We start from the raw sequence: 24,314 nt of genomic DNA on the forward strand, positions 1-24,314 counted from the left end.
CATGAGAGCCGATGATACGGATGGCCGACGACAACCGGCAGCGATAGGACACTAGGGCGTACCGCATCGGTTTGGCATTGCGCTGCTGACCAGTCAGCGTCCGGCCGCATCATCGCTGCGTGGCATGACTCAACGACGCGACTGCGAAATCGTTTGTGCGGTCAAGGAAACCGACCAAGTTCGCCAGCGGTCCACTAGCGCCGGTCCATGCCAACGATGAGCACTGGCGCGGCGAACTCTAGGCCAACATGGAGTCTATCGCGGCACGCGGAACCAACACCTGGGTGGCGCCGACGGCGTCGGGCACCAACTCGCCCTGGCCGAAAAAGAAAATGACGCCATCATTTGTGATCGTGAAGTTCTGGTAATTCGTCGGGTCCAGGCCGGCGCTGGCCACGATGGGAACGTCGGTGCCCGCCTGCTTGGTCAATGCACTCTGGACGATCGGGAAAACGACCTTCAACGGATCGGTGTCCGGTTGCCACAGCGTCTCGTAGGTGATCGGCTTGCGGTAGCCCTGGTCCCAATTGAACGCCTTGTAGGTGGTTGCTGGGTGTGCGCCGCCGACGTTCTGGTAGATCTTGAGCACCACGCTTTGAGTGCCGCGCGGAGGTATCGCTGATTCAAAATTGGTCGAGGTGATGTCCAGCGCGTAGGGCGTGTCTCGCGGAGTGGAGGACTTCGCCACACCCAGGAAGTCGTCGCGCGTCTCGTTGACAAAGCTCTGCAGCGGCGACTTTGGGTCCGGATAGTTGCTCGGCAGGCTGATGTCGATGGTGTACGCGGGGTCTGACACCTGTATTTGGCATACCTGGCCGGTGGTGACGCCTTTGAGCTCGTCGCAGTAGCTCTTGGGCGCTGCCGCGGCGACGCCCGTGCTGCCAACGAGAACGGCCATCGTGATAAGCACGAACATCGTGTTGCGCATGTCGCGTTTCCTCCGGAGCAATTGGCGGCGCGGCGGCATAGACCAGGGCTTGACTTGCCGTGAGATTCGGGTCGACACGGGTGTGGGTCAGCGAACCCCAGTGATCGCCGGGAATCAAGCTAGCAGATTAGTGGTTCATCCCGCCTCGGCGCCGTTAGCCCCGGTTCGTCGCTGTCGTTCGAAGCAAATCCGCTCGTCATAGGGCACCGGCGACTGTTCAATGCAGGATATCGATCACCGCTGACAGTGCGCAGGCGATGACGTAATGGTCGTTCGCAGCTTCAGGGAGCGGGCACCGCTGGCACCGACCTTTCGTCTAGCGGCAAATCTCCTCGACTTCGATAGTTTGCGGGGTGTTGTCGAGATAGGCGACAAGGTTGGCTGGCGCGGACGTCGGTAGGTGCGCTCGCCGCTCGCCCGCGCTGGACGCAACGTACTCGTGTGACGCGTCGGTTGTGCCCAGCGGCCGAACGAACGGTTTGATTAGTCGGTATACGCCGGTGCGGGATTCGTGCAGCGGACCCAGGGGATCGGGATAGACGGCGGTGCGAGCGGTGACAGACGTGGCGCCGGGGGGCGCTTGGGCATCGCGGGAGGGGAGACACAAGAACGCGTCGTGATCGAATGCCAAGCCACAGCTGCGGGCCCGATCGACCATCCACAGCAGCGCTATGTCGCTCAGTTCGTGTTCTGGATAGCCTCCGCCCACATCGGAGTGCACTCCGGTGAACCAGACCTGTTCGATGCGTTGATCGGTCGGGGCGTCCGCCCTTGGTCCCCAGAGTGTGGGGCGAAACGGCCCACGCTTTTCATCGATCGCCAACGCATGAAAAGCCGAGTCCACAATGCCGCTCAGCTCCGTATCGTGAAACTGCCATCGACGGTTGAACAGGTTGACCAAGCGCAGCCCGTCGAGCGGAATACCGAGGGAACCCACGGTGTCCCACACCCCGATGAAGCGGATCCGGGTCTCGTGAGAGTAGGAGCGCCGAAACAAGGTCGCCTCGATTTCCCGCGGGTTTGAGTCCGGGCGCCGACTGCGGTACAGCCGGTAGGCCTCGTTGAGGCGATCAATGTGTTCTCGGCGAAGGATGCCGCAGTTTCGGATGAAGCCAACGATGCTGCGTGCGGTAAATGCGCCCCGACTAAAGCCGAAGAAATACAGCTGGTCGCCCGGGTCGAAATTCTGCACGATTACGCGGTATGTCTCACGCAGGTCGCGTGACAACCCGAAGCCGAAGCCGCCCCCGCGGATTCGCTCCCACCGGCGGGTGCCGACCCCGCAGTGGTAGAAGGTTCGCTGCTCGCGGCCACTGGGCGCCTGTTGCGATACTGCCAGCGCGACCTTTGTGACATTTGTCGGCTTCTGCTGATCCGGGGTGTTCCAGGTGCCATCACAGCACACCACCAGATGCTTTGACATCCTGCACCCCTCTAGACCGGGGCCGCCGCTGCACATGCACGGAGCTGCTCTGGGCTGCTCTGGGCTGCTCTGGACTGCTCTGGACTGCTTTGAGCCGCTTCGGTCAGGCGCACTACGGTATCACCGATACCACCTTGCAGGCGTGTTCGCAATGGTCACGGCCCTGTTTTCGGCGTTGGCGGCACGGGCAGGACACCACGTCGATCGATCCCTGGGCACGACCCGAAGATCCCTGGGTGGCAATGAACCTGATACGGCGGTGTTTAGGCGCCGGGAATATCGGGTGCGATCGATGGGCTGGGTTGCCGCCTACGGGCGGCCGGGGGCCCCGACTTCCCGCGACCAGTCCGGCACAAGCGCACTATTCGAACAAAATAGACAATCCGGCTAAAATGGCGAGGGTTCAGTTTCCGAAGGAGGGGTAGCGCCATGTCCACCGTCACGTTTCGCGACCGCGACGGCAAGCTGGTCGATGTACCCACCGTGACCGCCACCCGGCTCAAGAACGAATTCGGCACGGTCTTTGAGCAGGCCGCACTGGAAGGAGCAGTGGTGATCACCAAACACAACATTCCCAAGGCGGTATTGCTGTCGTACGCCGAATTCGAGGCCCTGACCGCAGGCACACCGGCACTCGATGATCTCACTGAGCGCTTCGACGCGCTGCTGGCCGCCATGCAGACACCGGAAGCCAAAGCCGGCGTCGCGGCCGCCTTCGATGCCACACCGGACCAACTTGGCGCTGCCGCGGTGAAAGCGGCGCGCACCACGCGGCGGCGGTGATCCGGCGCGTCGCATGGCTCGCAAAACGCCGGCGCCCGCGCGGCTGTACGTGTTGGCCGGCGTCAATGGTGCCGGTAAGAGCAGCATCGGCGGCGCGGCGATCCGCGCGGCTGGCGGTCAGTACTACGACCCCGACGAGGCGGCACGCGCGCTGATCGCGGCCAACCCCGCTTTAGGTCAGCGCGAAGCAAATGGGGCGGCGTGGGAGCAGGGCCGAAAGCTGTTGGAACGGGCCATCCATCAACGCCTCGCTTTCACCTTCGAGACCACGCTCGGCGGCAACACCATGCCGCGACTGCTGGCCGAGGCCGCCGCACGCGGCATCGAGGTCCGTATCTTCTACGTGGGGCTGGCCAGCGCCGAGGCTCACGTCGAGCGGGTACGGCAACGGGTCCGCGCCGGGGGGCATGACATTCCCGAGGCCGACATCCGGCGTCGCTGCCGCCACAGCCTGCTCAATCTCGTGCAATTACTGCGCGTACTCGCCGAGCTGCGGGTGTATGACAACTCCGCGACCGCCGATCCGGCGCTCGGGCAGGCGCCACAACCGGTATTGGTCCTGCACATGCGATCCGGCCGCATCATCGGGCCACCCGATTTGGCCCGCACGCCGGACTGGGCCAAACCCGTCGTGGCGGCCGCGCTGCAGCTCTGACCGGACGGCGGCCAACGCGGGCTGCTCAGCCGAGACGAACCACGCGAAGGCAGCAGCCGCTCACGATCGTCAGCTCGAGGCGCTCAGGATCTTGATCGCGAAAATCAGCGTGTCACCAGGCCGGATTCCGGCACTGGGCTGTCCATTGGGGTAGCCGTCAGCGGAGGTCATGGCGACGGCAACGGTGGACCCCACCTGCTGTCCCGCGATGGCCTTCTGGAAGCCCGGCACGACTCCGCCCAGCGGGAAGTCAACCGGAGCGCCGCGCTCGTAGCTACTGTCAAACACCGATCCGTCACGTCCATTGACGCCCATGTAGCAGACCGAAACCCTAGCCGTGCCCGGGACCACCGGGCCATCTCCCGCGCTCAGCGTATGCACCTGAGTCTGGCTCACGCTAAACGGTGTCGTCACGTTCACGCGTGGAGCCGTCGTCTCGGTGGATCCGGTCACCGCAACGCTGCCGGTGGCTCCAGTCAACGTCCACTCAGGCGTTGCACCGCTCTGCGCCGCTGCGGTTGGACACGAGCCGGCCGCGGCTGCCGTGCCCGCTATGGCGAGCGGCAGAACCATTGCCGCGACACTGGCCGCGAGCACGAGGGAGGAATAGACCCGGAAAGACTTCACGGCCGTCACGCTACAGCCACATGGTGCGCCCCACGCCGCGGGGAGCCGCTGTCGAGAACTCACCGATCATGCGATTCGACGCTCAGGCGTCGGTCCCCGGTGGACGGGAAGTCCGACGGGTCCTCGACCGAGGCATCCTTACGGCCTCGGCACCGGTGGCTAGCACCTCATCGCGTGGCCGTCGGCTGGCCCGCTCAGCGGAATGCCGGTATGACCTTTTGACCGACGGTATGGATGAAGTCCGATCGCCCAACATCGGGGATCGCGAACAGGAATGTGTCCACTCCGGATTTGTAGTATTCGTCAATCCGCTCGATGCACCGATCCGCAGGGCCGACGATCAGACCCGAATTTGGGATCGACGAAAACTGTTCGCGGACCTCGGCTTCCTGCGCGGCCGACCGCGTGGGTGCGAGGACTGCGGTCAGCGATAGTCGCAAAGTATCCGGGTCACGCCCGACCGCCGTGCAGGCCTGCGTGAGGAAGGCCCGGCGCCGCTGCACCTGCTCCGGTGGCCAAAACCGGATGTTGATCCCCTGGGCGAAGCGCGCGGCGATGCGATGTATCCGGTCGCCTTCGCCGCCGACCCACAGCGGGGGATGCGGCTGCTGCAGAGGCGGCGGGTTACAGATGGCTCCGTCTAGCGTGTAGAACCTGCCCGAGTAGACCGGATTGAGCTGCGTCCAGATCGCCGTGATGACCTCCAGCGCCTCACCGAGAGCAGCAACACGATCCCCAACAGGGGGGAACGGGATTCCGTACGCCTCGAATTCATGCTGGAACCACCCCGCACCCAGTCCGAGATCGAGGCGGCCCTCGGAGATGACATCCAATGTGGCGGCCATCTTGGCCAACACCGACGGATGGCGGTAGGAGTTACACAGCACGCTGGTCCCGAGGCGCAGATTTGTCGTGTCCCGGGCGAGTGCGCTCAGCGCTGTCCATGCCTCGAGTAACGGCATCGACGCCGGCGGCGTGGCTTCTTGGCGGTGCACTTCCGCGCTGACCGCGCCCCGCTGCTGCACGTGGTCGTCCGCACTCAAGGTGAGGAAGTGATCGCACAGCCAGACCGAACCGAAGCCGTACCTTTCGGCGATGCCGGATACCCGAACCATCTCCGGATATTCGCTGATCGCCAGTCCACGGGTTACCAATGCGAGGACCAGCCCGAAACATGGGGCATCCCGTGACGGTTGGCCGTCGTCATCGTGTCCGTGCACCGCACCAGCCACCTTTCATGATGTGGGCCTGCAGTCCCTACATCTACCAAGTGAAGCCGGGACCAAGTGAAGCCGGGACATCCCTGCGGCAGCCGCTGTCCGAGTCCGCCGCGAGCGGGGTCACTCGCCCCGCCGCAGCCAACACCACCACCCGCATGCGGTTGAGACGGGTGTCACCATCGCCTTCGCCCACTGGCGGCCCTGTCACCAGGGCGTTGGCGGCACGTGGGCATACATGCATTTTGCACAGGCAGCTTTGCGGGGGTGGTGGTTTTGGCCATGCGGGGGTGGTGGTTTTGGCGCGATTATCGGTGTTCGAGCGGCTGGCTGGCCGTGGGTGTTCGGCCGGGCTGGGTGTGTGTTGGCTGGTCTTGAGCGTTGGGGAGGCGTCGCGATGTCGTTTGTGAGTGTGTCGCCGCAGTTGGTGGAGTCGGCGGTTTCGGAGTTGACGGCTTTGGGGTCGGCGCTGGGTGCGGCCAATGCGGCCGCGATGGGTCCGACTGTGCAGATAGTGGCTGCGGGTGCCGATGAAGTGTCGGCGGCGATCGCGGCGCTGTTCGGCGCGCAGGCCCAGGAGTATCAGGCCATCAGTGCCCAAGTGGCGGTCTTTCATGGCCGGTTTATGGAGGCGTTGGCCGGCGCGGGTAGCTCGTATGCGGCTGCTGAGGCTTTCAATGCCGCAGCGCAAAGCGTGGAACACGACGTACTCGCGGTGATCAATGCACCGACCCTGGCGTTGTGGGGGCGCGGGTTGATCGGTGATGGCGCCGATGGTGGGCCCGGGCAAAACGGCGGTGCGGGGGGTTTGCTGTACGGCAATGGCGGCAACGGCGGTGCGAGCAGCACCCGGGGAGTGGCCGGGGGAAGTGGTGGCGATGCTGGGCTGATCGGCAATGGCGGAGCCGGCGGCGCTGGTGGGGCTGGGGCCTCCGGTGGTCGCGGCGGGGCCGGCGGCTGGTTGTTCGGTGATGGTGGCGCCGGCGGAGCGGGCGGGGCGGGCACCTTATTCGGCGGGGTTGTCGGTGCCGGAGGCGCCGGCGGTGCTGGCGGGTCTGGCGGATGGTTGTTCGGCAATGGCGGGGCCGGCGGGGTCGGTGGGACTGGCGCGGCGGGAGTGATCCCAGGCACGTCCGGTGCAGCGGGAGGCAATGGTGGTGATGGAGGTTATGGCGGGCTGTTCGGCAATGGCGGGGCCGCCGGGCAGGGCGGCGACGGCGGCAACGGCGCCGCCGGCACGTTGAGCCAAAACGGCGTCCTGTTTGGTGGCGGTGACGGCGGAGCCGGCGGGATTGGTGGAGTCGGCGGGCATGCCGGGTTGTGGGGGGTTGGTGGTACCGGCGGGCAGGGCGGTGTCGGTGGACATGGGGGCAGTGGCTTTAGCTCGCAAACCGTAGGCCTCGAAGGGTCAGCGGGTGGGGCCGGCGGAACCGGCGGCAACGGTGGGGCCGGGGGCACTGGCGGGTTGTTATTCGGCGATGGCGGCGCCGGTGGGTCTGGTGCTGCCGCTGGGGCCGGCGGCAACGGCGGCAACGGCGCGGTCAATATCGGCAGCGGTAGCGGCGCGGGAGCCGCCGGCGGCCACGGCGGCGCCGGCGGTATCGGTGGGGCCGGCGGCAATGCCAGGCTGTGGGGCATGGGCGGGGCCGGCGGCGCCGGGGGCACCGCTGGTAGTGCCGGCAACGGCGGCGGCGGCGGTGACGGTCTGCTAGGGGCCAATGCCGGGAGCGGCGGTACCGGCGGCAACGGCGCCAACGGTGGTGGCGGCGGCCAGGGCGGTACCGGTGGATGGATGTACGGCACCGGCGGGGCCGGGGGACACGGCGCGAACGGCAGCGCCGGCGGCGACGGCGGCAACGGCGGTCAAGCCTTCCCCAACATCACCGGCAAGATCGGCAGCGACGGCATCGGCGGCCACGGCGGCTCGGGCGGCTCAGGTGGCGTCAGCGGCAACGGCGGGGCCGGCGGGTCGCTGATAGGTACCGGCGGGGCCGGCGGTCACGGCGGCGCCGGAGCCAACGGCGGGACCGGGGGAACCGGTAGCGGCAGCGGCGCCAGCAACGGCACCAGCGGATCCGGGGCCAACGGCGGCGACGGCGGCACCGGCGGCTGGCTCTACGGCGACGGCGGCAGCGGTGGCACCGGCGGCACCGGCGGCACCGGCGCAACCGGCGGCAACGGCGGGATCGGCGGCAACGCCCAACTGTTCGGCGCCGGCGGCGCCGGCGGGGCCGGCGCCGGCGGGGCCGGTATCGCCGGTGTCTCGGCGAACACCCCAGGCGGCTCGGGCACCGCCGGAGCAAACGGTGGGGCCGGCGGCGCAGGCGGTCACGGCGGTACCGGAGGACAACTGATCGGTGTCGGCGGCGCTGGTGGCAGCGGCGGGGTCGGCGGGATCGGCGGTAACGGCGGCGACGGCGCACCCGGTGCCATGACCATCAACAACGGCGCCGGCGGAGACGGCGGGCATGGCGGTAACCCCGGCACCGGCGGAGCCGGCGGGCTCGGCGGCGCCGGTGGCGTCATCGGCGGACAGGGCCTAGACGGCGCGTCCGGCGCCACCCCCAACACCGGCGGCAACGGCGGCAACGGCGGCACCGGCGCCAACGCGACCATCGCCGGCGGCACCGGTGGCCTCGGCGGCAACGGCGGCGACGGCGGACTAGTAGGCAACGGCGGTACCGGCGGCAAGGGCGGCAACGGCGCAACCGGAACAGCCGGCCAATCAGCCACCAACTCAGGCGCATCAGGCACCAACGGCGGTGACGGCGGGGCCGGCGGCAACGGCGGCACCGGCGGCAAAGGCGGACTACACGCCGGCAACGGCGGGGCCGGCGGCGCCGGCGGCACCGGAGGCAACGGCGGCATCGGCGGCAACGGCGCCAACGGCGCCCACGCCACCATCGCAGGCACCAACGGCCAAGACGGCGGCAACGGAGGCAACGGCGGCAACGGCGGAACCGGCGGCAACGGCGGAGCCGGCGGGACCGCACTAGCCAACACCGGCCACGCCGGCACCACAGGCACTGGCGGCAACGGCGGCAACGGTGCGCGCGGCGGTTTGGCCGGAGACGGCGGCAACGGCGCCAAGGGCGTCATAGGTACCAACAACGGCAACGGCGGCAACGGCGGCAACGGCGGCAACATCGGCACCGGCGGAAGCGGCGGCAACGGCGGAACCGGCTCCACCGAAGGCCAGAAAGGCACCAGCGCCATCACTATCGCCGCCAGCGGTAACGGCGGCAACGGCGGCAACGGCGCCGACGCCACGCTCTGGGGCGGGACCGGCGGCGCCGGCGGTAATGGGGGCAACGGGGGACTGACAGGTAACGGGGGCAACGGCGGCACCGGCGGCGCCGGCGGAGTGGGCCAAGCCGGTTTGACGAGCACCCTGCCGGGTGACAACGGGGACAGCGGCCACAAGGGCGGCACGGGTGGGGTCGGCGGAACCGGGGGCAGCGGCGGAACGCTCGGCGGGCACGGCGGCAACGGTGGTGCCGGCGGGACCGGTGGCACCGGCGGCGCCGGCGGGAGCGGCGTTAACGGTGCCGCTGGCACCGATGCGGGGGCGGCGGGCAAGGCTGGCGGCAACGGCGGAGCCGGCGGCGCCGGTGGTGACGGCGGCGCCGGCGGGGCGGGCGGGGCCGCGCCCGCGGGCATTGCCGGTAGCCAGGGCGCCGGCGGGGCCGGCGGTACCGGCGGGGCCGGCGGCAAAGCCGGTAACGGCGGCAATGGTGCCGCCGGAGGGTTGCTGGAGTCGGCCAACGGCGGTAACGGCGGTAACGGCGGTAACGGCGGCGATGCCGGTATCGGCGGCGCCGGCGGGACCGGTGGTGCCGGTTCAACCCAGGGTGCTACCGGTGCGTCCGGGACCACGCCGGTCAACGGCGGCAACGGCGGCAACGGCGGCGCCGGCGGCGACGGTTTGCGGGCCGGCGGGGACGGCGGCGCTGGCGGTAACGGCGGCAAAGGCGGCCTGGTCGGCAACGGCGGTGCCGGCGGCAAGGGCGGTAACGGCGGCAGCGGCGGCGGCTCTAACGGCCTGCACCCGCCGGGTCGCGGCGGGACCGGTGGAAACGGGGGGGACGCCGGCTTGGTCGGCAATGGAGGCGTCGGCGGGGTCGGCGGCAACGGCGGCTCGGTCAGCTCCTTCGCCAAGGGTCCGGGTGCGGCCGGCGGGAACGGCGGCATTGGTGGACAAGGCGGGATTAACGGCGGCAACGGCGGCAACGGCGGAGCCGGTGGGGTCGGCGGGGTCGGCGGGGTCGGCGATAGCGGGGCCACGGGCAGCACCGGCTCCAGCGGCACGTGGAACGGATCAGGTGGCGTCGGCGGCACCGGCGGCGTAGGTGGGACCGGCGGTGATGGCTCGTCCGGCGGCGCCGGCGGCAACGGTGGGGCCGGTGGAGGCGCAGTGGCGGGCACCCCCGGCGTCCAGGGCGCGGGCGGTGCCGGTGGTGCTGGCGGCGCTGGCGGCGAAGGTGGCCGTGGCGGTACCGGGGGCACCGGCGCCGACGGCGACTTTTGGCAAGGCCACGAAGATGGCGGAACGGGCGGCACCGGCGGCACCGGCGGCCGCGGCGGCTTGGGCGGCTCCGGTGGCCCCGGAGGCGCGGGCTCCACCCCGGGTGCGACCGGCGCGACCGGCGCCCCCGGCCGCGGCGGCACCGGCGGGTTTGGCGGGACCGGCGGGAATGGCTCCGACGGCGAATTCGGTGGGCCGGGCGGTAACGGCGGCAGCGGCGGCTACGGCGGTACGGGCGGCCCCAGTGGCGCTGGCAAGCTCGGCGGCGGTGGCGGCGCCGGCCACCCCGGCGGCGGCCCCACGGGTTCGCCCAATCCCACCAAGGGTGGGGCCGGCGGTGCGGGCGGGACCGGCGGCCCTGGCGGTGGCTGAAACGGTTGAGCCAGGCCAGAATGCCAAAATTTCATGTTGGTTTCGGTTGAGCAAAGTTACCGCAGCCCACCTGCGAAGGGCGGCCGGTATCGCCGATTTGGCATTAGTGTTGCTGCCATGGCCAGACCGAACAATTGCGTGAAGCACTGGCGCACAGCCCTTCACGCAACCCTGTCGGCATTGCTAGTTGCCATCCTCGAACTCGCCAGCACACCACTAGCCCATGCCGCCGCGGCAACGGCGACCCTATCCGTAACATCGACGTGGCAAACCGGATTCATCGCTCGCTTCACCATCACCAACGTGAGCTTGACGCAGCTATCTGATTGGAAGCTCGAATTCGACTTGCCGGTGGGCGAATCTATCTCGCACACGTGGAATAGTTCCTTCGCGCAGTATGGCACGCACTACGTGATCACCCCCGCAAATTGGAATCGCATGATCGGACCCGGCGGTTCAGCAACCGGCGGTATGCGGGGCGTGCTGACCGGTACCTACTCACCGCCGTTGAATTGCAGGATCAACGGGCAGTTTTGCGCGTAGCGGCCACGGCACACCGAGGCTCGACGACCCCGCCAGCGCCGGGAGTCATCCGGTTTTTGCTCAACTGCCTGCCGTCGCTGCGCTTGACAACGGGGCGATGGGCGGCAGAGCGGCAGGATCAGGTGAGCACCAAGCACCGGTACTGCCTAGTACGCCGAAGTCGAGACACTGACCTTACGAACCTCCGCACATCGGCGCTCAAAGCGCGTAGACGCGGTCGATCATCACACCCGATATCGGACGCCAAAGTCGGGATCGCCGCTGGATGCGCTGCCACACCGAAGAAACCTGGTGCTGCCCGGTAGGGAAGGCTGCCCGCACTCCGCGGCCACGTTGATCCCGCCGGTCCTATGGCTTTGAAGACGCCGATGACGGCGCGACAAACGTGCTGACAAGCATCAACGCTGCCGGCAAGGACACATGGCTGTCGCCACGATTCGTGCGAGGACCTCGCACACACTGACCGATCGTCACTGGACGCCTGCTGTGCCGATCCGCGGGTGCCGCGTCGCGTCGACCATCATGCAGCAGCCCGTATGTGTAATTCGCACAGTTAATTCTGCGGGGGTGGTGGTTTTGGCCATGCGGGGGTGGTGGTTTTGGCGCGATTATCGGTGTTCGAGCGGCTGGCTGGCCGTGGGTGTTCGGCCGGGCTGGGTGTGTGTTGGCTGGTCTTGAGCGTTGGGGAGGCGTCGCGATGTCGTTTGTGAGTGTGTCGCCGCAGTTGGTGGAGTCGGCGGTTTCGGAGTTGACGGCTTTGGGGTCGGCGCTGGGTGCGGCCAATGCGGCCGCGATGGGTCCGACTGTGCAGATAGTGGCTGCGGGTGCCGATGAAGTGTCGGCGGCGATCGCGGCGCTGTTCGGCGCGCAGGCCCAGGAGTATCAGGCCATCAGTGCCCAAGTGGCGGTCTTTCATGGCCGGTTTATGGAGGCGTTGGCCGGCGCGGGTAGCTCGTATGCGGCTGCTGAGGCTTTCAATGCCGCAGCGCAAAGCGTGGAACACGACGTACTCGCGGTGATCAATGCACCGACCCTGGCGTTGTGGGGGCGCGGGTTGATCGGTGATGGCGCCGATGGTGGGCCCGGGCAAAACGGCGGTGCGGGGGGTTTGCTGTACGGCAATGGCGGCAACGGCGGTGCGAGCAGCACCCGGGGAGTGGCCGGGGGAAGTGGTGGCGATGCTGGGCTGATCGGCAATGGCGGAGCCGGCGGCGCTGGTGGGGCTGGGGCCTCCGGTGGTCGCGGCGGGGCCGGCGGCTGGTTGTTCGGTGATGGTGGCGCCGGCGGAGCGGGCGGGGCGGGCACCTTATTCGGCGGGGTTGTCGGTGCCGGAGGCGCCGGCGGTGCTGGCGGGTCTGGCGGATGGTTGTTCGGCAATGGCGGGGCCGGCGGGGTCGGTGGGACTGGCACGGCGGGAGTGATCCCAGGCACGTCCGGTGCAGCGGGAGGCAATGGTGGTGATGGAGGTTATGGCGGGCTGTTCGGCAATGGCGGGGCCGCCGGGCAGGGCGGCGACGGCGGCAACGGCGCCGCCGGCACGTTGAGCCAAAACGGCGTCCTGTTTGGTGGCGGTGACGGCGGAGCCGGCGGGATTGGTGGAGTCGGCGGGCATGCCGGGTTGTGGGGGGTTGGTGGTACCGGCGGGCAGGGCGGTGTCGGTGGACATGGGGGCAGTGGCTTTAGCTCGCAAACCGTAGGCCTCGAAGGGTCAGCGGGTGGGGCCGGCGGAACCGGCGGCAACGGTGGGGCCGGGGGCACTGGCGGGTTGTTATTCGGCGATGGCGGCGCCGGTGGGTCTGGTGCTGCCGCTGGGGCCGGCGGCAACGGCGGCAACGGCGCGGTCAATATCGGCAGCGGTAGCGGCGCGGGAGCCGCCGGCGGCCACGGCGGCGCCGGCGGTATCGGTGGGGCCGGCGGCAATGCCAGGCTGTGGGGCATGGGCGGGGCCGGCGGCGCCGGGGGCACCGCTGGTAGTGCCGGCAACGGCGGCGGCGGCGGTGACGGTCTGCTAGGGGCCAATGCCGGGAGCGGCGGTACCGGCGGCAACGGCGCCAACGGTGGTGGCGGCGGCCAGGGCGGTACCGGTGGATGGATGTACGGCACCGGCGGGGCCGGGGGACACGGCGCGAACGGCAGCGCCGGCGGCGACGGCGGCAACGGCGGTCAAGCCTTCCCCAACATCACCGGCAAGATCGGCAGCGACGGCATCGGCGGCCACGGCGGCTCGGGCGGCTCAGGTGGCGTCAGCGGCAACGGCGGGGCCGGCGGGTCGCTGATAGGTACCGGCGGGGCCGGCGGTCACGGCGGCGCCGGAGCCAACGGCGGGACCGGGGGAACCGGTAGCGGCAGCGGCGCCAGCAACGGCACCAGCGGATCCGGGGCCAACGGCGGCGACGGCGGCACCGGCGGCTGGCTCTACGGCGACGGCGGCAGCGGTGGCACCGGCGGCACCGGCGGCACCGGCGCAACCGGCGGCAACGGCGGGATCGGCGGCAACGCCCAACTGTTCGGCGCCGGCGGCGCCGGCGGGGCCGGCGGCGCCGGCGGGGCCGGTATCGCCGGTGTCTCGGCGAACACCCCAGGCGGCTCGGGCACCGCCGGAGCAAACGGTGGGGCCGGCGGCGCAGGCGGTCACGGCGGTACCGGAGGACAACTGATCGGTGTCGGCGGCGCTGGTGGCAGCGGCGGGGTCGGCGGGATCGGCGGTAACGGCGGCGACGGCGCACCCGGTGCCATGACCATCAACAACGGCGCCGGCGGAGACGGCGGGCATGGCGGTAACCCCGGCACCGGCGGAGCCGGCGGGCTCGGCGGCGCCGGTGGCGTCATCGGCGGACAGGGCCTAGACGGCGCGTCCGGCGCCACCCCCAACACCGGCGGCAACGGCGGCAACGGCGGCACCGGCGCCAACGCGACCATCGCCGGCGGCACCGGTGGCCTCGGCGGCAACGGCGGCGACGGCGGACTAGTAGGCAACGGCGGTACCGGCGGCAAGGGCGGCAACGGCGCAACCGGAACAGCCGGCCAATCAGCCACCAACTCAGGCGCATCAGGCACCAACGGCGGTGACGGCGGGGCCGGCGGCAACGGCGGCACCGGCGGCAAAGGCGGACTACACGCCGGCAACGGCGGGGCCGGCGGCGCCGGCGGCACCGGAGGCAACGGCGGCATCGGCGGCAACGGCGCCAACGGCGCCCACGCCACCATCGCAGGCACCAACGGCCAAGACGGCGGCAACGGAGGCAACGGCGGCAACGGCGGAACCGGCGGCAACGGCGGAGCCGGCGGGACCGCACTAGCCAACACCGGCCACGCCGGCACCACAGGCACTGGCGGCAACGGCGGCAACGGCGGAAGCTGGGGCATCGGCGGAGACGGCGGCAACGGCGCCAAGGGCGTCATAGGTACCAACAACGGCAACGGCGGCAACGGCGGCAACGGCGGCAACATCGGCACCGGCGGAAGCGGCGGCAACGGCGGAACCGGCTCCACCGAAGGCCAGAAAGGGAACACTTTCAGTTCCGGCTTAGGCGGGGGCAACGGCGGCAACGGCGGCAACGGCGCCGACGCCGACCCCACCACGTTCTTTGGGACCGGCGGACATGGCGGCAACGGCGGCAACGGCGGCAACACCGGCAACGGCGGCAACGGCGGCAACGGCGGCGCCGGCGGCCCCGGGCTAGGTGGCACGTCGATCTCCTTCCCCGGTAGTGACGGCGGCGACGGTGCATCCGGCGGGCTTGGCGGCGATGGCGGCGCAGGCGGCAGCGGCGGAACGCTCTACGGAAACGGGGGCAACGGCGGCGCAGGCGGGACCGGCGGTACCGGCGGCATCGGGGGTAACGGCACCAACGGATCCGACGGCACAGGGAGCGCCAACGGCGGGTCCGGCGGCAACGGCGGGCGTGGCGGCGTCGGCGGGACCGGCGGCAATGGCGGGGCCGGTGGAGCCGTGTTGGGATCTACAGGCATCGCCGGCAACCAAGGCGCCGGGGGCGACGGCGGGGCCGGCGGGACAGGTGGTAACGGCGGCGGCGGCGGTAACGGCGGGCCCAGCGGGGGAACTGGCGGGCATGGCGGCACCGCCGGCAAGGGCGGGTCCGGCGGCACTGGTGGCTTAGGCAGCACCAGTGGAATGACCGGACCCGACGGTAGCCCTGGCCAGCCTGGCAAGCCCGGTATTCCCCCTCCCACCGGATCCGGTCCAGGGCGCCCTGACGACATCGGCGGTAGCGGCGGCACTCCATGATGACGCCGTCGCCACCGCAGCAGTTGCCGGCACAGATCGCCGCTTCGCCGCCCGCGACCGTGGACAGCGGCGCCTCCGCCGCCGGCATGCATGCGCTCAAAGATCGATCTGTGCCGGCAACACCGCACCTTGCCTGCCTCGTTCGCCACGGACGAGCCCACGCCGATCTCCAGCGGATTCACCGATCGGTGGCAATACCGCGGCCTGAGGGCCAACGGCCTGAACAGGATGGCGTGCGCGTTCAAGTGGACCACGCATAGCAGAGCGAACTAGCCAGCTAGGACAACACAATGAGTCACCCTCCACAGTATTCGGACACCCCCGTCAACCCGCATGGCGGCAGCCAGTACCCGCCGGGCCGCGGCGCACCGCCGTCCCGGGACCATAGTCGGCTCACGGCTGAGTTCAAGCTGCGCGAGGCATTCGGCTGGGCCTGGAAAACGTTCATCAAAAACGCAGTCGCGCTGCTCATTCCCAACCTCGTCTATTTGGTGCTGATTGGCGCCGCCGGCACTGTGCTCGTACTCGGCCAAGGCCTGGGCACAAAAACGACAGGGTCTGCTAATGCATTCGACTTCACGGCGAATCTCAGTGGTCAACAAACGGCCATCATGCTCATCGGCAATCTCCTCTTCTTGTCCGTGTTTGCATTTGCCCAGTCCGCGTTCCTGTCGGGATGCCTAGATTTGGCGGACGGGCGCGCGGTAAGCATTGGTTCCTTCTTCAAACCGCGGAACTTCGGCATGGTGTTTCTTGCCGCGCTGCTCATCGGTGTTCTGAACATGATCGGCTGGGCTATGTTCGTCATCCCAGGCGTATTCATTGGGATCTTCACCCAGTTCACCATCTCGTTCGTCATCGACAGATCGCAGTCGGCCATCAAAGGATTGGCGTCGAGCTTCTCGACGGTTGCGGCGAATTTCGTTAGCGCGCTGCTGGTGTGGCTCGCGATTCCGACCCTGCTCGTCGTCGGATTGTTCGCCTGCGGCGTCGGCCTTTTGGTGGCGGACTCCGTCGCATCGTTGGTATTGATCTATGCCTATCGGAAGCTTTCCGGTGGCCAGGTCGTACGGCCGGACCAGCCAGGCTACTCGACCGGGTCAAATGGCACGTAGCCCGCGGATCCTGTCCACGATTGTCCAAACGACGGTCGCCAACCAAACGTGAATGTGAATCATGGTTATCTTGCAGCTGAATTCGTGACGCCTCCGCCCTGCGAACGCATCCGCCAAGCCCCCTCTTCGACAATCCAGAATGGGCAAATTCCATGGTAGTCAAGTCACCGCCAGAGCCAACGCCCGTTCCCGCAAGCGCCTCGGCTGGCACGCTGCCCAGCAACTCCACGGACTACCCGCAGACCCGTGCGCATCCGTTGCCGCCATCGCGTGAATGCATGGTGAGCATCCGCGAACGAGGTCTTATGCCTGTGCGTCGTGCGGTCACCGTACGACGGCGCTGGTTGAGGGGTGGCAACGAAGTCGTGTCGTCCGATGACACCCCCGGTAGGACTCCGCAACGGAGAAGAGCGGAGCCTAAACGACCGCCCTCGCGAATTCCCTTAACTACACGCCACGCAACGACTAAGTGAGGTCACCGATGAAGCACCCCGCCGACTCTGCGGCTGCATTGGCCGAGTCGACAACAGCCGGGGACTCAAGTGGCATCGCGATCGTCGGAATGGCATGTCGGCTTCCCGGGGCCCCGCACCTGTCAAGGCTATGGCCCCTGCTGCGCGATGAGATGGACGCGACGGTCGCCGTGCCACCACAACGGCCGCTTGGCATCGACCGAGCAGGCCTGATCGATGACTGCGGTGAGTTCGATGCGGAGTTTTTTGGAATTTCTCCGCGCGAAGCGGAATCGATGGACCCGCAACAGGGTTTGGCCCTGGAATTGTGCTGGGAAGGAATCGAGGATGCAGGCCTCGTCATCGATTCGGCGTCGACTCTTCCTGTGGGCGTCTACCTCGGAGTAATGGCGAACGACTTTGCGGATGCCATGGCGGCAATTCCGGAAAAGGATATTACCCATCATCTGCACACTGGCATTGGCCGCAGCATGATAGCCAACCGCGTGTCTTTTGCTCTTAGCCTGTCGGGACCTAGCTTCACCGTCGACAGTGGCCAGTCGTCGTCTCTGGTAGCCGTACACCTGGCTTGCGAGAGTTTGCGACGCCGGGAATGTGAAGTTGCAATAGCCGGCGGGGTGAACCTTATGCTCGCGCCGTTCAGCAGCTATCGCACCGCAAAATTCGACGCCCTCTCGCCAGACGGACGTTGTTATGTCTTCGACGAGCGAGCCAATGGGTACGTGCGCGGCGAGGGTGGCGGAGTTGTCGTTCTCAAACCGCTTGCTGATGCGGTCGCTTCAGGCGATCGGATCTACGGCGTCATTCGGGGGAGTGCGGTCAACACCGGCGGCGAGTGGGGCGGAATCACGATTCCCGTCCAAGCTGTCCAAGAGGAGGCCATCAGCATCGCTCTTGCGACCGCCGGCATGAGCCCTTCCGAGATCGGCTACGTGGAGCTGCATGGATCGGGTACGCCCGTGGGCGATCCGGTCGAAGCGGCTGCGCTTGGTGCGATTTACGGAAGTGCGCGTGAGCCTGGCGACACATTGCGTGTTGGATCGATCAAAACGAATATCGGTCATCTTGAGGGCGCGGCCGGAATCGCCGGGCTTATCAAAGCCGCACTTTGTGTGCAGAAGCAGGAATTGGTAGCCAGCCTCAATTTCGTCACCGAAAATCCACGAATTCCATTGGAATCATTGCGCCTCAAAGTGGTCACAGAATACGAACGGTGGCCGGCCACTGGAGGTCCTTTATGCGCCGGCGTGAGTTCATTCGGAATGGGCGGAAGCAATTGTCACGTTATTTTGGCGCCGCCGCCGGATTGTCGGCAGATTGACTCGGCACCGGTTGTGCCGACGCCGGTGGGGCTGGCGATGCCCCTCCTGTTGTCGGCGACAAACGAGGCGGCGCTACGGGAGCAGGCAGAAAGGTTACGCGCGTACCTGGCGGCGAATTTGCATATTCCCGTGGCCGATGCGGGATTTACGTTGGCCACCAAGCGTTTCTGGTGCGATTTCCGTGCGCGAGTGGTCGGTAGCGATCGCGACCAACTGTTGGCGGGGTTGTCTGCTTTGGCGGCCGGGCGGTCCGACACTGCCGTGGCCTATGGCCACGTCGTCGACGGCAAAACCGTCTTCGTGTTTCCGGGCCAGGGCGCCCAGTGGGAGCACATGGCGGTCGACTTGTGGGATAGCTCGCCGGTCTTTGCAGCCCAGATGACCGCGTGTGCGGAAGCGCTAGCTCCGCACGTGGATTGGTCATTGGAGCAGGTACTACGTGGTGGCGCCGAGGAGGCGTCCCTCGCCCGAGTGGATGTGGTCCAGCCCGTGTTGTTTGCGGTGATGGTGTCACTGGCGGCGCTGTGGCGTTCATACGGTGTGCAGCCGGACTTTGTAATCGGCCATTCCCAAGGCGAGATTGCCGCGGCATACGTGGCCGGTGGTTTGAGTTTGGCCGATGCCGCACGGGTTGTGGCGTTGCGCAGTAAGGCTATTGCCGAGTTGGGGAGTGCGGGCGGTATGGCCTCTGTGGGATTACCTGCCGAGCAGGTCACCGCGCGGCTAGAACCTTGGGCGGGGCGGATTTCGGTCGCCGCGCACAACAGCCCGACGTCAACGGTGGTCTCGGGGGATGCGACTGCGCTTCAGGAATTTGTCACCACCTGTGAAGGCGAAGACATCTTCGCACGGCTAATCCCGGTGGACTATGCCTCGCACTCGGCCCACGTGGAAAGCGTAAGAGACCGGCTGCTGGCCGAACTATCTTCGATCACCCCTCGCGTAGGGGATATACCGTTTCACTCCACCGTCACCGGCACACAAATGGACACCGCCGTTCTCGATGCCGGCTATTGGTATCGCAACCTGCGTGAACCGGTGCAATTCGCGGACACCACCCGCACGCTCATAGAGGATGGCAGCCGCACTTTCATCGAGATGAGCCCCCACCCGGTGTTGGCGGTACCGATCAGGGCAACCGCCGAAGCCCTTGGTCAGGATTCTGCGTCCGTGGCGGTCCTGGGCTCGTTGCGCCGCGATGAAGGCGATTGGCCACGTTTCCTGACCGCACTGACCGATGCGTACGTGGCCGGTCTGAGAGTGGATTGGCCAGCGGTGTTTACTCCGTATGAGCCGAGGCAAGTCGATTTGCCTACGTACGCCTTTCAGCGGCAACGGTATTGGTTGGGTGTCCGGACTGCGGGTGCCACCGGCCTGGAGTCGGTCGGGCTCTCAGGAGTGGGTCACCCATTCCTAGGTGCCGCGGTGGGCCTAGGGGACGCCCGTGGATGGGTGTTTAGCGGTCGGCTTTCGACCCAAGCCCATCCATGGCTGGCCGATCACGTGGTTCTAGACGTGGTCTTGGTACCTGGCACCGTCTATGTCGAGATGGCCATGGCCGCTGGCGCATACGCCGGCTTGGATCTGCTAGAGGAACTGGTACTGGAAGCGCCTTTGGTAATACCCGAAGGCGTGGCGATGCAGTCGCAACTCCTGTTGGGCGGACCCGACGAGCACGGCCGGTGTCGATTCAGTATTTACTCTCGTCCGGATGTTGACGAAGACACTGAGTGGATTCGGCATGGCACCGGGGTGCTTGGCACCGGCGGTGATCATGATGACGCGGAATTTCAGCGGTTGTCGGCAGAGTGGCCGCCGGCCGAGGCACAGCCTGTCCCAATCGACTCTCTGTACGATCGCTTCGCCGAAACCGGGTTTCGCTACGGGCCCGCCTTCCAGGGCGTGCGTGCGGTGTGGCGACTTGGCGACGAGCTGTTCGCCGAAATCGCTTTGGGAAGTGAACAACTCGGCCAGGCCGCCAGCTTTGTACTGCATCCGGCGTTGTTCGACGCGGCCCTGCACCCCTTCCCAGCTTGGCTAGGTGATGAGGAGCCCGGTCGGGTACCGGTGACGTGCGCCTGGAACGGTGTATCGCTGAGCAGCAACGGTACCTCGGTGCTGCGAGTTGCGCTGCTGCCCAAGGGAAAATTCGGACTGCGCCTGAACGCAGTCGATGAGTTCGGATCCCCGGTGGTTCGAGTAAATTCCTTGACCTTGCGATCCGTCGACGCAGGCCATCTCGGACGTGGGGACGCGCTACGGCTGAGTTGGCTGCATCGGGTGTCCTGGGTGCCGGTTGAGGGTGCCGTAGCGGGTGTGAATCCGCGGATGGCGGTGATCGACAACCTCCAGCAGGCGGATTTGAGCGCAGTCTTCGGTGAGGGTGTGGATCACTACCCCAATCCGGCCGCACTCGCCGAGGCTATCCGCGAAGGCGCGAAGGCCCCCGAAGTCGTGCTCGCCGCCGCCCCATTCGCTGTTGATGGACTCGAAGGGGTCGACCAGCTTTCGCAGCAGACCCGCGCTGCACTCTCCGATAGTTTGGAGCTCGTGGGAGCCTGGCTCGGCGAGCCGGAGTTGACGCCGTGCAAGCTGGTGCTAGTTACCCACAATGCCGTGGCCGCCCACGATTCCGAGGTGCCCGACCTTGCTAGCGCAGCAGCCCACGGTCTGCTCTACAGCGCCGCCACTGCCCATCCCAATCGGTTCATGGTGCTCGACGTCGATGACATCATCCACTGCCGGCAGACGGTGGCGGCCGCGCTGTCACTCACCGAGGAGCCCCGGCTAGCCGCTCGCAAAGGTGCGTTGTTCGCACCACGACTCCTTCGGGTGCCGGCACGTCCCCCACTTACCACGGGAAAGGTATTCGGTCCTGAAGCCAGTGTGCTGATCGTCGGTGGGCCTAGTGCGCTTCACACGACTGTCGGACCGCATCTGGCAGTCAGGCATGGATGTACCCACTTGATACTACTCAGCCCGCAGGATGCGATCGAGGCAGAAGCTGACGAATTGCGCAATACAGTAGCCGAATTCGGCTGCCGAGTGGACTATGTCAGCTGCGATGTCACCGATCGAGACCAGATTGCGGCGGCGATTGCGGAGATTAGAGCTAAGCATCGAATTGGCGCGGTAATTCATGCCGCAGGAGTGTGGGCCAACGGAACCGTCGGGGCACTAGACCGCGAGGGCATCGCGGAGGTAGTCGGTCCCAAACTCGATAGCGCCCTGTACCTGCACGAACTCACCGCGGACATCGACCTTTCAGCATTTGTGCTGTGCTCCGCTGCCGCCGGCGTGCTTGGCAGCCCTGGTGAGGGCAGATTCGCTGCGGAAAGCGCATTCCTGGATGCCCTGGCCGCTGATCGCCGCCAACGCGGGTTGGCTGCCACGTCTCTCGCAGGGGGCCTATGGGGCGGACCACAAGGAATAACCGGCCCGTCCGGGGTCGGCCTTCGGACTCACATGCAGCGGCTGGGGTTGGCGATGATGTCGACCGAAGACGGCATGGAATTATTCGACTTGGCGTGCGAACGCCCCGAGCCAGCTTTGGTGCCGGCGCGATTGGACATTGGCGCACTCCACGCGCAGGCCCGCCTAGGTACGCTACCGGCGCTACTCAGCCGACTGATCCGCATTCCCGCTCGGCGTCAACGTCCTACGGCCTCGTTTGTGCAACGTCTAGCCGAACTGTCTGACACCGAATGGGATCGCGTGTTATTGGCTGAGGTCTGCGCCCAGGCCGCAGCTGTGTTGCATTGTTCAGTGGACACCATTAAGGCCACGCGAGCGTTCAACGAGATCGGTTTGGAGTCGCTGGATGCGGTCGAGCTGCGCGACTGCTTGACCCAGACTACCGGTCTAAAGTTGCCCTCTACCCTGATCTTTGACTACCCGACTCCGGCTGCACTCGCCGGATACCTGCGCACCCGTCTCGATGGGACCATCAGCACGGTTTCTACCCCGACAGTTCCAGATCCGACCAATGAGCCAATTGCGATCGTCGGCATGGGATGCCGATTCCCCGGTGGAGTCCACTCACCCACGGGCCTATGGGACATGCTGGCCAACAGCCGCGATGTAATCTCACAGTTCCCCACCGACCGGGGCTGGGACCTCGAACACCTCTATGACCCCGACCCCGACCAGGTGGGTTGTGTGTACAACCGCGGCGGCGGGTTCGTATATGACGCCGGCGATTTCGACGCCGGGTTCTTCGGGATCTCTGCGCGTGAGGCGTTGGCGATGGATCCGCAGCAGCGATTGTTGTTGGAGTGTTCCTGGGAGACGTTGGAATCGGCCGGGATTGATCCGCAATCGTTGCACGGCAGCCAGACTGGTGTGTTTGCCGGCGTCATGTCCTCTCAGTACGGCATCAATGGTGGGCCCGATGCCGAGGTGGAGGGTTATCTACTCACTGGGTCCTCGTCCAGCGTGGTGTCTGGGCGGGTGGCGTATGTGTTGGGGTTGGAAGGTCCTGCGGTGTCGGTGGATACCGCGTGTTCCTCGTCGTTGGTGGCGCTACATGAAGCGTGTCAGTCGTTGCGTTCGGGGGAGTGCGATTTGGCGTTAGCCGGTGGAGTGACGGTAATGGCCACCCCAAGCCTTCTCATCGAGTTTTCCCGGCAGCGGGGGCTATCGGTGGATGGGCGGTGCAAACCCTTTGCCGCGGGTGCTGATGGGACCGGTTTTTCTGAAGGCGCCGGCATGGTGGTGCTGGAGCGGTTATCGGATGCTCACCGTCTTGGTCATGAAGTGTTAGCGGTGGTGCGTGGTAGTGCGGTCAATCAAGACGGCGCTAGCAATGGCTTGACTGCACCTAACGGCCCCTCTCAGCAGCGGGTGATCCGGGCCGCGTTAGCCAATGCCGGGTTATCCCCAGCCGAGGTAGATGCGTTAGAAGCTCATGGCACCGGCACGGTGTTAGGCGATCCCATTGAAGCCCAAGCAATCCTGGCGACTTACGGCCAAGACCGCGACCCCCAACGACCACTGTGGTTGGGATCAATCAAATCCAACATGGGCCACACCCAAGCCGCAGCCGGGATCGCCGGAGTGATCAAAATGATCCAAGCCATGCGCCACACGACGCTACCGGCCAGCCTGCACATCGACCAACCCTCCCCACACGTGGACTGGTCAAGCGGCCACGTGCAATTACTGACCGAACCCCGCCCCTGGCACACCAACAATCATCCACGCCGAGCCGGCGTGTCCTCATTTGGAATCAGCGGCACCAACGCACACATCATCCTCGAAGAACCCACCACCACCACCCAAACCCCACCCACAACAGAACAACCCACACCCAACAAGTCAGCGCTACTGCCATGGGTACTATCCGCCAAATCAGCGGCAGCACTAACCCACCAAGCCCAACGACTCGTAAACTTTTTGACCACCAACCCCCAACCCCACCCCCACGACGTGGGCTGGACACTGACCCAACGATCAACCTTTGACCACCGCGCAGTAATCCTGGGCACAGACCAGCACACCCTACTGACCGGATTAACCGCACTAGCCAACAACCAACCCACCACCAACCTGACCGTCGGACAAGCCCTACCGACCACCAAAACCGTAATGGTCTTCCCCGGCCAAGGCTCACAATGGCTAGGCATGGGCACGCACTCTATGACCAGTTGCCGGTGTTCACACAGGCCTTCGATGAGATCACTGAGGCCCTCGACACGCATTTACGGTTGCCGTTACGTGAAGTGCTCTGGGACCGATACGGGGTTGTTAGATAGCACCGAATTTCCAACCAGCACGTTCGCGGTGGAAACAGCCCTGTTTACGGTGTTACAACACTGGGGCCTAACCGCCGATTTCGTGATGGTCATTCGTGGGGAGTTCAGCGCCGCCTACGCCGCCGGCGTGTTATCACTCAACGACGCCGCGATGCTAGTCGCTGCCCGAGGCCGATTGATGCAGACCCTGCCCACCGGTGGAGCCATGATCGCAATCAACGCCACCACCGAAGAGATCGAGCCCTTACTCCCAACCGGGGTAGCGATCGCGGCAATCAATGCCCCCGACTCGATCGTCATTTCCGGCCACCAAGCAGCAGTACACGCCA

10 protein-coding genes and 1 pseudogene are annotated in these 24,314 nt (G+C 66.8%); 7 read left to right on the plus strand and 4 right to left on the minus strand.

Annotated features, from left to right (window positions below):
• Positions 1 to 238 precede the first annotated feature (238 nt).
• Together MB901379_RS13135 and MB901379_RS13140 are read right to left on the minus strand one after the other, a co-directional pair.
• On the minus strand, positions 239 to 928 hold the full coding sequence (locus MB901379_RS13135; RefSeq protein ID WP_158017096.1) for an esterase: 690 nt from the start codon (positions 926 to 928) through the stop codon (positions 239 to 241).
• Positions 929 to 1,244: 316 nt separating this feature from the next.
• Positions 1,245 to 2,351, minus strand: a complete 1,107-nt coding sequence (locus MB901379_RS13140) for a DUF2235 domain-containing protein (protein WP_158017097.1) — start codon at positions 2,349 to 2,351, stop codon at positions 1,245 to 1,247.
• Between the two features lie 429 nt (positions 2,352 to 2,780).
• On the opposite strand from MB901379_RS13140, the gene MB901379_RS13145 reads away from it, so the two are divergent.
• Together MB901379_RS13145 and MB901379_RS13150 are read left to right on the plus strand one after the other, a co-directional pair.
• The gene (locus MB901379_RS13145) at positions 2,781 to 3,134 is read left to right on the plus strand and encodes a type II toxin-antitoxin system Phd/YefM family antitoxin (RefSeq protein ID WP_158017098.1); all 354 of its coding nucleotides are present in this window, start codon (positions 2,781 to 2,783) and stop codon (positions 3,132 to 3,134) included.
• 13 nt (positions 3,135 to 3,147) lie between these two features.
• A complete protein-coding gene (locus MB901379_RS13150) occupies positions 3,148 to 3,789 on the plus strand; it encodes an AAA family ATPase (protein WP_158017099.1) in 642 nt (213 codons plus the stop codon).
• A gap of 69 nt (positions 3,790 to 3,858) precedes the next feature.
• Here MB901379_RS13150 and MB901379_RS13155 read toward each other — a convergent pair whose 3' ends face one another.
• Both MB901379_RS13155 and MB901379_RS13160 read right to left on the minus strand, forming a co-directional pair.
• The gene (locus tag MB901379_RS13155) at positions 3,859 to 4,362 is read right to left on the minus strand and encodes an FKBP-type peptidyl-prolyl cis-trans isomerase (RefSeq protein WP_158019143.1); all 504 of its coding nucleotides are present in this window, start codon (positions 4,360 to 4,362) and stop codon (positions 3,859 to 3,861) included.
• Between the two features lie 248 nt (positions 4,363 to 4,610).
• Positions 4,611 to 5,636: an LLM class flavin-dependent oxidoreductase gene (locus tag MB901379_RS13160; RefSeq protein ID WP_232021836.1), complete on the minus strand. Its 1,026-nt coding sequence runs from the start codon at positions 5,634 to 5,636 to the stop codon at positions 4,611 to 4,613.
• Between the two features lie 394 nt (positions 5,637 to 6,030).
• Between MB901379_RS13160 and MB901379_RS23995 the strand changes: the two genes are divergently transcribed.
• The 5 genes and pseudogenes from MB901379_RS23995 to MB901379_RS25430 form a co-directional block, all read left to right on the plus strand.
• Positions 6,031 to 10,530: a PE family protein gene (locus MB901379_RS23995; protein WP_174237018.1), complete on the plus strand. Its 4,500-nt coding sequence runs from the start codon at positions 6,031 to 6,033 to the stop codon at positions 10,528 to 10,530.
• A 117-nt stretch (positions 10,531 to 10,647) separates the two neighbouring features.
• Complete coding sequence (locus MB901379_RS13170; protein ID WP_158019145.1) at positions 10,648 to 11,073, plus strand: cellulose-binding domain-containing protein; 426 nt, start codon at positions 10,648 to 10,650, stop codon at positions 11,071 to 11,073.
• A gap of 697 nt (positions 11,074 to 11,770) precedes the next feature.
• A complete protein-coding gene (locus MB901379_RS25175) occupies positions 11,771 to 15,322 on the plus strand; it encodes a PE family protein (protein ID WP_158017100.1) in 3,552 nt (1,183 codons plus the stop codon).
• Positions 15,323 to 15,612: 290 nt separating this feature from the next.
• Positions 15,613 to 16,437 carry a DUF2189 domain-containing protein gene (locus MB901379_RS13180; protein WP_158017101.1) on the plus strand — a complete coding sequence of 275 codons (825 nt, stop codon included), beginning with the start codon at positions 15,613 to 15,615 and terminating at the stop codon, positions 16,435 to 16,437.
• 481 nt (positions 16,438 to 16,918) lie between these two features.
• A pseudogene (locus MB901379_RS25430) lies at positions 16,919 to 24,307 on the plus strand (type I polyketide synthase); the annotation flags it as partial.
• Between the last annotated feature and the right edge of the window lie 7 nt (positions 24,308 to 24,314).

Source organism: Mycobacterium basiliense (assembly GCF_900292015.1).
Lineage (GTDB): Bacteria > Actinomycetota > Actinomycetes > Mycobacteriales > Mycobacteriaceae > Mycobacterium > Mycobacterium basiliense.

Bases quoted from the DNA above. Each gene is read 5' to 3' on its own strand.
- MB901379_RS13135 (WP_158017096.1), bottom strand. From the start codon at position 928: ATGCGCAACACGATGTTCGTGCTTATCACGATGGCCGTTCTCGTTGGC.
- MB901379_RS13140 (WP_158017097.1), bottom strand. From the start codon at position 2,351: ATGTCAAAGCATCTGGTGGTGTGCTGTGATGGCACCTGGAACACCCCG.
- MB901379_RS13145 (WP_158017098.1), top strand. From the start codon at position 2,781: ATGTCCACCGTCACGTTTCGCGACCGCGACGGCAAGCTGGTCGATGTA.
- MB901379_RS13150 (WP_158017099.1), top strand. From the start codon at position 3,148: ATGGCTCGCAAAACGCCGGCGCCCGCGCGGCTGTACGTGTTGGCCGGC.
- MB901379_RS13155 (WP_158019143.1), bottom strand. From the start codon at position 4,362: ATGGTTCTGCCGCTCGCCATAGCGGGCACGGCAGCCGCGGCCGGCTCG.
- MB901379_RS23995 (WP_174237018.1), top strand. From the start codon at position 6,031: ATGTCGTTTGTGAGTGTGTCGCCGCAGTTGGTGGAGTCGGCGGTTTCG.
- MB901379_RS13170 (WP_158019145.1), top strand. From the start codon at position 10,648: ATGGCCAGACCGAACAATTGCGTGAAGCACTGGCGCACAGCCCTTCAC.
- MB901379_RS25175 (WP_158017100.1), top strand. From the start codon at position 11,771: ATGTCGTTTGTGAGTGTGTCGCCGCAGTTGGTGGAGTCGGCGGTTTCG.
- MB901379_RS13180 (WP_158017101.1), top strand. From the start codon at position 15,613: ATGAGTCACCCTCCACAGTATTCGGACACCCCCGTCAACCCGCATGGC.